Consider the following 8,859-nt stretch of genomic DNA (forward strand, 5'->3'; position numbering starts at 1 on the left):
TCGCCGGAACAGCCGGCGGTGACGACGACGTCCGCTCCCCCGTCCGCGGTGGGCGTCAGGTGGGCGGCCTCCCCGGGCCCGGTCTGCCGGCCGGCGACGGTCATCCCGGTGTCGGAGTAGACGTCGAGGGGCGCGTCGTCCTGCCCGACGAGCCGGACCGCGATCATGGTGTTCTCGGGCAGAGCGCCGAGGGTGGTGCCGCCGTAGTAGTGGCCGAGGATGCGATCGGCGGACCAGCCGTGCTGCGAGGCGTAGCCGTAGGCACCCCACTGGCCCATGCCGCGACCGTGACCGTGACCGAAGCCCACGAAGGTGAACGGGGTGTCGGCGGCGACGGCCTGCGCCACGTCGGGTTCGGCGGTGCGCACGTGCATCACCCCGCCGATCGCGGCGCCGATGAGCAGCGCGGGGGCGAGGCCGATCGCCGCGGCGCGGGCCGTGGCGGGCCGCCAGCCGTTGCGGAGGGGGTGTCCGACGACGAGACGCCGCCGGCGATGGGTCCGGCGGATGGACATTCGTGGCATGCGCTGCACTCCCTCGTTCTCGCACCGTGTGCCGCCCGGACGCAGGTCCGCGCGTATCGGACATTCGAGACGGATCCTCAAGCTCAGGTTGAGGCTTAAGGTTGTCTGCGACTAGTGTGGCAAGAGTGACTGAATGAAGCAACAACAGCCACAGCAGTAACACCAGAATCACAAGTTGCACACGATTCTCGGCCGTTCCGCACTTCGGGTCGTCCGGATGACGGAGGATTCGGTTCGATTCGAGCCGGCTCCTCGGCCTCGGCCGAGCGCCGCCCGGCCGCCGAGGACCGCCGCGAACACCGACAGGGAGAAGCACCGTGCCGCATCGCCGACCGAAGCCGTCGATCGTCCTGGGTGCCGTCGCCGCCCTGGCCGTCGCCAGCCCATTCGCCGTCTACGGCGTCACGAGCACCACATCGGACGTCCGCACCACCAACGAGTCCGTCCCCACCGTCGTACCGCCCGAGATCGCGGAGGTCGTGCTCGCATCCGTGCCCGACATCGTGATCCCGATCCACGAACTCACCGGTCTGAACCTGCCCGACCTGAGCCTGAGGGAACTCGCCGCGGGGCTGCCGGAGATCGCCGCGCCCGCCCCGTCGACCACCCCGGCGCCGGCCCCCGCGGCCGCGGACGTCGTCGACCGCATCGGAGCGACCGTCAAGCAGCTCACCAGGGACGCCCCGTTCAGCATGATCGCGCTGGCGGCCAAGGACGTCGCCGACACCGACGCGCGCATCCGGGCCCAGCGGGAGGACGGCAGCTGGGGGCCGTGGACGGCCACCGAACCGATCGACACGAGCCGCGACGACCAGACGCCCGACGAGCGGGCTGGCACCGAACCGATCTACGTCGGCGCCACGAAGGTCGTGCAGGTCCTGCTCACCCCGCGCCCGAAACCTGAACCGACACTCGCCGGCGCCGAGATCCCCGCGCCGGCCCCGGCACCCGCACCGGCCCCCGCTCCCGCCCAGCCGGAGCTGGGCTATGCGCCCGCGTCGTCGTCACGGCCCCTGCACGCCCAGGAACCCGCCGCCACCGAGGACGTCAGCGCCGTGCTCATCGACCCGGGGTCGAGCAGCGCCGACGCCGCGCTCGACGACATCGCCGGTCCGGTCGGAGGGTCCGGGCCGAAGGTGATCACCCGAGCGCAGTGGGGTGCCGACGAGTCCATCCGCTGTCAGGACGCCACCTACGACGACTCGCTCGGCGGAGCCACCGTGCACCACACCGCCGGCAGCAACGACTACTCCAAGGCCGAATCGGCGGAGATCGTGCGCGCCATCTACGCCTACCACGCGCAGACCCTGGGTTGGTGCGACGTCGGCTACAACGTGCTCGTCGACCGATACGGGCAGATCTTCGAGGGCCGCGCCGGCGGCCTGGACAAGCCCGTGCAGGGCGCGCACGCCGGCGGCTTCAACGAGAACACCGTCGGCATCGCGATGATGGGCGACTTCTCCAACGTCGAGCCTCCGAAGGCCGCGGTCGACGCGGTGGGCCGCTTCCTCGGCTGGCGGCTCGCGAAGGCGGGGCTCGACCCCGAGGGCGAGACCACCATGTACTCGGAGGGCACGTCCTTCACCCCGTACCCGCAGGGCGCGGCCGTCGACCTGCCGATCATCTTCGCGCACCGCGACGTCGGCAACACCAGCTGCCCCGGCGACTCCGGCTACGCGAAGATGGACGAGATCCGCGACATCGCCGCGGCCACCGCCGCCGGACAGAGCACCACGCCGTCCGAGCCCAGCGACGACTCGTCCGACCTCGTCACCGACAACCCGCGCGCACAGGTGCCCGACGTCGACGCGGGGGCTCCGGCCACCGGCTCGGCGGACCGCCTGCCAGACACCGGCTCGGCCGAGAAGGTCGCGGACCTCGTCGGCGAGCTGATCCGGCTCACCGACAACTCGCCGCTGGCCCAGAAGTGGATCGCCGAGGGCGGCGAGACCGGCCGTCTGGGGGCCGCTGTGTCCGGCATCCTGCCCGCCAAGGCAGGGTACGAACGCGCCGAGTTCGTCAACGGCGCCATCTACACCTCGCCGAACGGTGGTGTGTGGACGGTGCTCGGCGAGATCTACAAGACGTGGCAGCGCAGCGGCCTCGACGCGGGTGAACTCGGCCTGCCGACCAGCGACGAGTACCGCGTCCCGGACGGCTGGCGCTCGGACTTCGAGTTCGGCTCGCTGATCTTCAACGAGCTCACCGGCGCGGTGACGAAGGTGCTGCGCGCCTACAACGACGCGTACGAACAGGCACAGGCCCCGGCCGCCGCGCCGGCCCCCGAGGCCCCGGCACCGGCACCGGCACCGGAAGCGCCGGCCCCCGCTCCGGCGCCCTGACCGATCGATCCGTCACCGCCACCAGCGCTCGAGGATGCGGGCCACCCCGTCCTCGGTGTTGGTGGCGGTGACCTCGTCCGCGGCCGCCTTCGCGTCCGGATGCGCGTTCTCCACCGCGACCCCGTGCCGCGCCATCGACAACATCGGAATGTCGTTGGGCATGTCCCCGAACGCGACGATCCCGTCGGCGGCCACCCCGAGGTGTTCGGCCATCAGATGCAGGCCCGACGCCTTGGTCACCCCGGAGGCGGAGATCTCGATCAGGCCGTTGTCCGTGGAATAGGTGACGTCCACCATGCCGCACAGCCGCGGAGCCAGCGCCTCGGCCATCTCGTGGCTCGTCGCCGACGCCAACCGGATCAGCAGCTTCACCGCCGGCTCGGCGATCACCTCGTGGTCGGCGAGCTCGGTGTTGTCCGGATTCAGCCACGCATGCTCGTAGCCGGGGGCGCTGACGAACTGCGGTGTCGCGGCGTCGTGGGCGCTCGCCCCGATCCGCTCGGCGGCCAGACCGCAGCCGGGCAGCACACTGTTGGCGACGTCGGCGACCCAGGCCAGTTCGTCCGCGGACAGCACGGCGGCGCTGAGAACGCGGTCGGCGGCACTGTCGTAGAGCACCGCACCGTTGGCACACACCGCCAGGGGCGCGAAGCCGAGTTGCTCGACCACCGGCGGGATCCATCGCGGGGGACGACCGGTGGCCAGGACGAACGGCGTCCCGGAGGACACCACGGCCTGTACTGCCGCGCGGGTCCGGTCCGAGACGCGCTCCTCGTCGTCGATGAGGGTGCCGTCGACGTCGGTGGCAACCAGGCTCGGCAGATCTCGTCTCACTTCGCCATTGTGCCGGTCCGCCGCGGCGCGGCGCATCCGGGAGTCACCGCGCCGTAGGGCCGTCACCCGTCGGTGCCGGCATCCTTCTGCGCGCGGCGGGCCTTGCGTGCGGCGGTGTCGGCGTCGTCGAGCGCGGTGGCCTCCGCGAGCGTCGGAGCGGTGCCGCCGAGCCGCACGGGCACCCAGTAGGCACCGGGCTCGTGCACGTAGCTGCTCTGCAACTCCCGCAGCATGCTTTCCATCCTGCTGTGCAACTCCGCAGTCAGCTCCGACGCCGACTCGTACGGCCGGATGGGCTCGCCCACCGCGATGGAGATGGGCGTCTTCGTGCGGCCGAGCCGCTTCGGGTGGCCCTTGGTCCACACCCGCTGCGACCCCCACAGGACGACCGGGATGATCGGGACGTTCGCCTCGATCGCCATCCGCGCGGCACCGGTCTTGAAGCCCTTGATCTCGAAGCTGCGGCTGATCGTGGCCTCGGGGAACACGCCGACCAGCTCACCGGCCCGCAACGCGTCGACGGCGGCGCGGTAGGAGTCGGCGCCGTCGGCCCGGTCGACGGGGATGTGCTTCATCGCCCGCATCAGGGGACCGGAGATCTTGTGGTCGAAGACCTCCTTCTTCGCCATGAACCGGATGTAGCGCTTGGAGGTGCGGGCGGGCAGGCCCGCGTAGGTGAAGTCCATGTAGCCGACGTGGTTCATGGCGATCACCGCGCCACCGACGGCGGGGATGTTCTCGGCGCCGGTGACGGTGAACTTCAGTCCCTGCGCGGCGAAGACGGTCCGGGCGAGGCCGATGACGGTCCGGTAGAAGGGTTCCACAGTCGGTCAGAGTAGCCGGATCGGCGCCCGCGGGCTTCGCCCGATGTCCGCGGGCCCGCCCGATTCGGGATCAACGGCCCGTATCCGGCCCGGGTTCACCGCCTGGGCGAGGCGCCCCACCGGCGTCCCCCTACCCTTGGGGGTACGTCGGTCAGCACGTCAGGAGGCAACGAAGTGCAGATCACCAGCGTCGGACACGCCGGGTTCCACATTCAGACCGAAGCGGGATCGATCCTGTGCGACCCGTGGGTCAACCCCGCGTACTTCGCGTCGTGGTTCCCCTTCCCGGACAACACGCAGCTGGACTGGGGTGCGCTCGGCGACGTCGACTACCTGTACGTCTCGCACCTGCACAAGGATCACTTCGACCCGGAGAACCTGAGCAAGCACGTCCGCAAGGACGCGACGGTGCTGCTGCCCGACTTCCCGGTCCCGGACCTGCGTCGCGAGCTCGAGAAGCTCGGGTTCACGAAGTTCCTCGAGACGACCGATTCCGTCAAGCACACCGTCAGCGGGCCCGAGGGCGACCTGGACGTGATGATCATCGCCCTGCGCGCACCCGCGGACGGACCGATCGGCGACTCCGGTCTCGTCGTCTCGGACGGCGAGACCACGGTGTTCAACATGAACGACGCCCGCCCGGTCGAGATGGACACGATGCTCGAGTCCTTCGGGAAGATCGACGTCCACCTGCTGCAGTACTCGGGCGCGATCTGGTACCCGATGGTCTACGACATCCCCAAGCGCACCAAGGCGAACTTCGGCAAGCAGAAGCGCCAGCGCGGCATGGACCGCTGCCGCAGCTACATCGACCAGGTCGGGGCGACGTGGGTGGTCCCGTCGGCCGGTCCGCCGGTGTTCCTCGACCCGGCGCTGCGCCACCTCAACGACGACCACGGCGACGAGGGCAACATCTTCCCCGACCAGATGGTCTTCCTCGAGCAGATGCGCCTGCACGGCAACGACGGTGGCGTGCTGATGATCCCCGGCTCGGTCCTCGACGTGCACGGCAGCGAGTCGATGACGCTGACCCATCCGATCCCCGACGCCGACGTCGAGAAGATCTTCACCGACAAGGCCGCGTACATCGAGGAGATGGCCCAGCGCCTGGCCCCGGTGCTCGAGGCCGAGAAGGCGACGTGGGCCCCGGCCGAGGGTGAGCCGCTGCTCGGTCCGCTCAAGGCGAAGTTCGAGCCGATCATGGCGCAGTCCGATCTGATCTGCGACGGCATCGGCTACCCCGTCGGCCTGGTGATGGGCGACGAGACGGTCGTGCTGGACTTCCCCAAGCGGGTCGTCCGCGAACCCATCGAGGGAGAAGGCAAGTACCGCTACGGTTTCCGCATTCCTCCGGAGCTGGTGCGCACGGTCCTGCGCGACGACGAGCCGGACTGGGTGAACACCATCTTCCTGTCCACCCGATTCGAGGCGTGGCGGGTGGGCGGCTACAACGAATTCCTGTACACGTTCTTCAAGTGCCTCACCGACGAGCGGATCGCCTACGCGGACGGCTGGTTCGCCGAAGCCCACGACGATTCCGCGTCGATCGAGCTGGGCGGCTTCGAGATCCAGCGCCGCTGCCCGCACCTGAAGGCGGATCTGTCGAAGTTCGGCGTCGTCGAGGGCACCAGCCTCACCTGCAACCTGCACGGCTGGCAGTGGGACCTCGTCACCGGTCGCTGCAAGACCTCCCGCGGTCACGAGCTGCGCTCCCGCAAGCTCTGACCCCTCGCGCCGCGTGTGGTGACCGAATGTCACATCGGGTCGATGCGATCGAAGCGATGTGACATTCGGCCACGACCCAGGGCGGGGACGGCGAGCACCAGCGCCCCCGACGCGACGAGCGCGAACGGCCACCACTGCCGCTCCCCGGTCGTCGCCCCCGTCGTCACGACGTCGGGCGACGAGGCGGCCGGCGACTTCGGCAGCGCGGCCGTCGCCTCCCGCACGTTGTCGGAGACTCCCTCGATCACCCCGGTGACCGGACCCACGCCGGCCACGAGCTGCCCGGTGCCGTCGACGAGTTGCCGGCCGCCGTCGTCGAGGAGCATCAGTCCGTCGCGCAGCTGCCGCGAGCCGTCGGCAGCCTGCATCATGCCGGCGACGAACTGCGCGTTCGGGTCACTCAATTCGTAGGCGAGCTGCCGCGCACCGCCGCGCAACTGCTCGAGCTGCGCGAGCGTCTCCGGCCCGAGCCCCTCGCTGTCCAGCCGGCCGACGAGCCCGTCGAGCCGGGCGGCGGCCTCCTGGGACACCGCGTCGGGCGAGCGCCGCAGGGTGCCGGCGACGGCCGTCAGCTGCTCGGTGACGCCCGCCTGCATCTCCCCGAAACCGGCGAGCCGGTCGACGACCTCGTCGACGCCGCCGCTGACCTGGGTCGCACCGTCGCCGAGCAGGTCCACCCCGCCCTGCAGCTGCCCGAGCCCGTCGGCGAGTTGCTGCCCGCCGGCACTGGCCTGCGCGAGTCCGTCGGCGAGCTGGTGAGCACCGTCGTCGAGCTGCCGGCTGCCGTCGGTGAGCTGCCCGATTCCGCCGCCGAGCAGAGCGAGCGGCAGTCCGGCCTGCTGCAGGTTGTCGCGGGTGTCGGTGAGCGGGTCGCCGGTCGACGGGGGCGGCGCCTCGGTCGTCGTCGCGACGGTGGGCGCATGGGCGTAGGCGAGGGCACTGCCGGTGCCGATCAGGCCGAGACCGGCGGCGACGAACAGGACGGGAAGGAGACTGGCACGCACGGCGGAGGACCCTAGTCCGGCGATCTGAGAGAGCTCTGAGACGGCGGCAGCCACCGCACCGCGGCGGCGGCCAGGCCGAGCAGCGGCACCGCCCATGCCGCGAGCACCGCCGCCAGCGGCAGCCATACCGTTCCCAGCGCGAATCCAGCGTAGACCGCCACCGACACGACCTCGCCGACGACGCCCGACACCGACGTCACGGTCGCGCGGGCGGTTCCGCTCATGGTGTCCTGCATCCGCGCCTCGGCGACGATCATCGCGTTGTTCAGGGCGCCGTAGCCGATCCCGATCGCCACGAAGCCCGCCACTCCGCCGAGCGCGGCGCCCGTCGCCAGCAGCAGGCCACCGACGGCGATCACCGCACCCATCGCGCGGCCGGTCGTCGCCGCCGTGCGACCGGCGGTCGCGGCGCCGAGCACCTGTCCCGCCACGGTGATCGCCACCAGCGCCGGCGCCGCGGACGTGCTCGCCCCGCCCTCGCGCGCGAGCAGCGCGAAGTACTCCTCGAAGGCGAGGCACGCCGACAGCAGCGCCGCGAGCAGCACCGCGCGGCGGACGCCGGCGCTGCGCCGCGCCTCGGCCGTCCCGGCATGCAGCACCGCGCGGTAGCGAGTTGCGAAACCGCCCGGGACGAAACCTGTCTCGTCCGCCGAGGTGTCGCGGGGTGCGGACGGCAGGGCGAGCACGAGCAACCCGTTGGCGACGGTGATCCCCACCGACAGCCATCCGACGAGCGGATAGCCGCCGAGCGCGAACAGCGGTGCGGCCGACAGCGTCGCGACGAGAACGCACATCGTCTCACCGGCGTTCGCGTAGCCCAGCACCGCCGGGAACCGGTGTGCCGCACCGCGGGCGGACAGTTCGTCGTACACCAGGGCCTCGAAGGTCCCGGACTTCAGCGATTCGCTGATCCCCCACGCCACGAAGCCGGCCGCGAACCCCCAGTAGCCGGGGAACAGCAGCCAGAGGGCGAAGCCCGCGGTGAACAGGGCCGAGCTGAGCAGCAGCAGACCGCGGCGGGACACCGTGTCGGCCCACGCGCCCGACGGCACCTCCGCGACGAACGCGACGACGGACCACAGCACGAACAGCGACGAGATCTCACCCGTGCCGAGGCCGTGGTCCTCGAAGAGCAGGGCGTACACGCCGTAGAGCGGCACGAGTTCACGGGTGGCCGCATACGCCACCACCCGGAAGGTCGGAGCGGAGCCGGATCAACATCGATGTCGCATGGCTCCAGCGTGGCACGCGCGGACGGGTTTGTCACCGCGCGATACGGTCGGCAGGTGACCGAACGCCAGCGCACCTACACGTGGGACGACCCCGCCCCGACGTCCGCCGCGAACCGCGACATGCACGGCCTCGACTTCCTGCGCGGACTGATCGACGGCTCCATCCCGCACCATCCGACGTCGCGCACCCTCGGCTTCCGGGTGACCGAGGCCCGGGAGGGCTGGGTGGAGGTGAGCATGGAGCCGCAGGAGTTCCACGCCAACGCGGTGGGCAGCATGCACGGCGGGGTGATCGCGACGATGTTCGACACCGCCATGGGCTTCAGCGTGTCGAGCACGCTCGAGGCCGGTGTCGGATACACGACGCTGGGACC

7 protein-coding genes and 1 pseudogene are annotated in these 8,859 nt (G+C 71.0%); 3 read left to right on the plus strand and 5 right to left on the minus strand.

Translation table 11 applies throughout. The annotated features are described in order from the left end of the window. A pseudogene (locus OEY_RS29005) lies at positions 1-515 on the minus strand (SpoIID/LytB domain-containing protein); the annotation flags it as partial. A gap of 326 nt (positions 516-841) precedes the next feature. Here OEY_RS29005 and OEY_RS0123480 point away from each other — a divergent pair. Further along, on the plus strand, positions 842-2,866 hold the full coding sequence (locus OEY_RS0123480; RefSeq protein ID WP_010596205.1) for an N-acetylmuramoyl-L-alanine amidase: 2,025 nt from the start codon (positions 842-844) through the stop codon (positions 2,864-2,866). Positions 2,867-2,878: 12 nt separating this feature from the next. On the opposite strand, the gene OEY_RS0123485 is transcribed toward OEY_RS0123480, so the two are convergent. Both OEY_RS0123485 and OEY_RS0123490 read right to left on the minus strand, forming a co-directional pair. Next, positions 2,879-3,700 carry a Cof-type HAD-IIB family hydrolase gene (locus tag OEY_RS0123485; RefSeq protein WP_010596206.1) on the minus strand — a complete coding sequence of 274 codons (822 nt, stop codon included), beginning with the start codon at positions 3,698-3,700 and terminating at the stop codon, positions 2,879-2,881. A 62-nt stretch (positions 3,701-3,762) separates the two neighbouring features. After that, positions 3,763-4,524 carry a lysophospholipid acyltransferase family protein gene (locus OEY_RS0123490; RefSeq protein ID WP_010596207.1) on the minus strand — a complete coding sequence of 254 codons (762 nt, stop codon included), beginning with the start codon at positions 4,522-4,524 and terminating at the stop codon, positions 3,763-3,765. Positions 4,525-4,698: 174 nt separating this feature from the next. Between OEY_RS0123490 and OEY_RS0123495 the strand changes: the two genes are divergently transcribed. Continuing rightward, a complete protein-coding gene (locus OEY_RS0123495) occupies positions 4,699-6,249 on the plus strand; it encodes an MBL fold metallo-hydrolase (RefSeq protein WP_010596208.1) in 1,551 nt (516 codons plus the stop codon). Between the two features lie 29 nt (positions 6,250-6,278). Here the strand turns inward: OEY_RS0123495 and OEY_RS0123500 are convergent, their stop codons facing one another. Continuing rightward, positions 6,279-7,253 (minus strand): membrane protein, encoded by a 975-nt coding sequence (locus OEY_RS0123500; protein WP_010596209.1) that lies wholly within the window; start codon positions 7,251-7,253, stop codon positions 6,279-6,281. Positions 7,254-7,264: 11 nt separating this feature from the next. Further along, complete coding sequence (locus tag OEY_RS0123505; RefSeq protein ID WP_010596210.1) at positions 7,265-8,443, minus strand: MFS transporter; 1,179 nt, start codon at positions 8,441-8,443, stop codon at positions 7,265-7,267. 33 nt (positions 8,444-8,476) lie between these two features. Between OEY_RS0123505 and OEY_RS0123510 the strand changes: the two genes are divergently transcribed. After that, on the plus strand, positions 8,477-8,859 hold a 383-nt coding region (locus OEY_RS0123510; protein WP_010596211.1), incomplete at its 3' end, for a DUF4442 domain-containing protein.

This window comes from Rhodococcus sp. P14 (assembly GCF_000256505.1).
In the GTDB taxonomy this organism is placed as follows: domain Bacteria; phylum Actinomycetota; class Actinomycetes; order Mycobacteriales; family Mycobacteriaceae; genus Rhodococcus; species Rhodococcus ruber.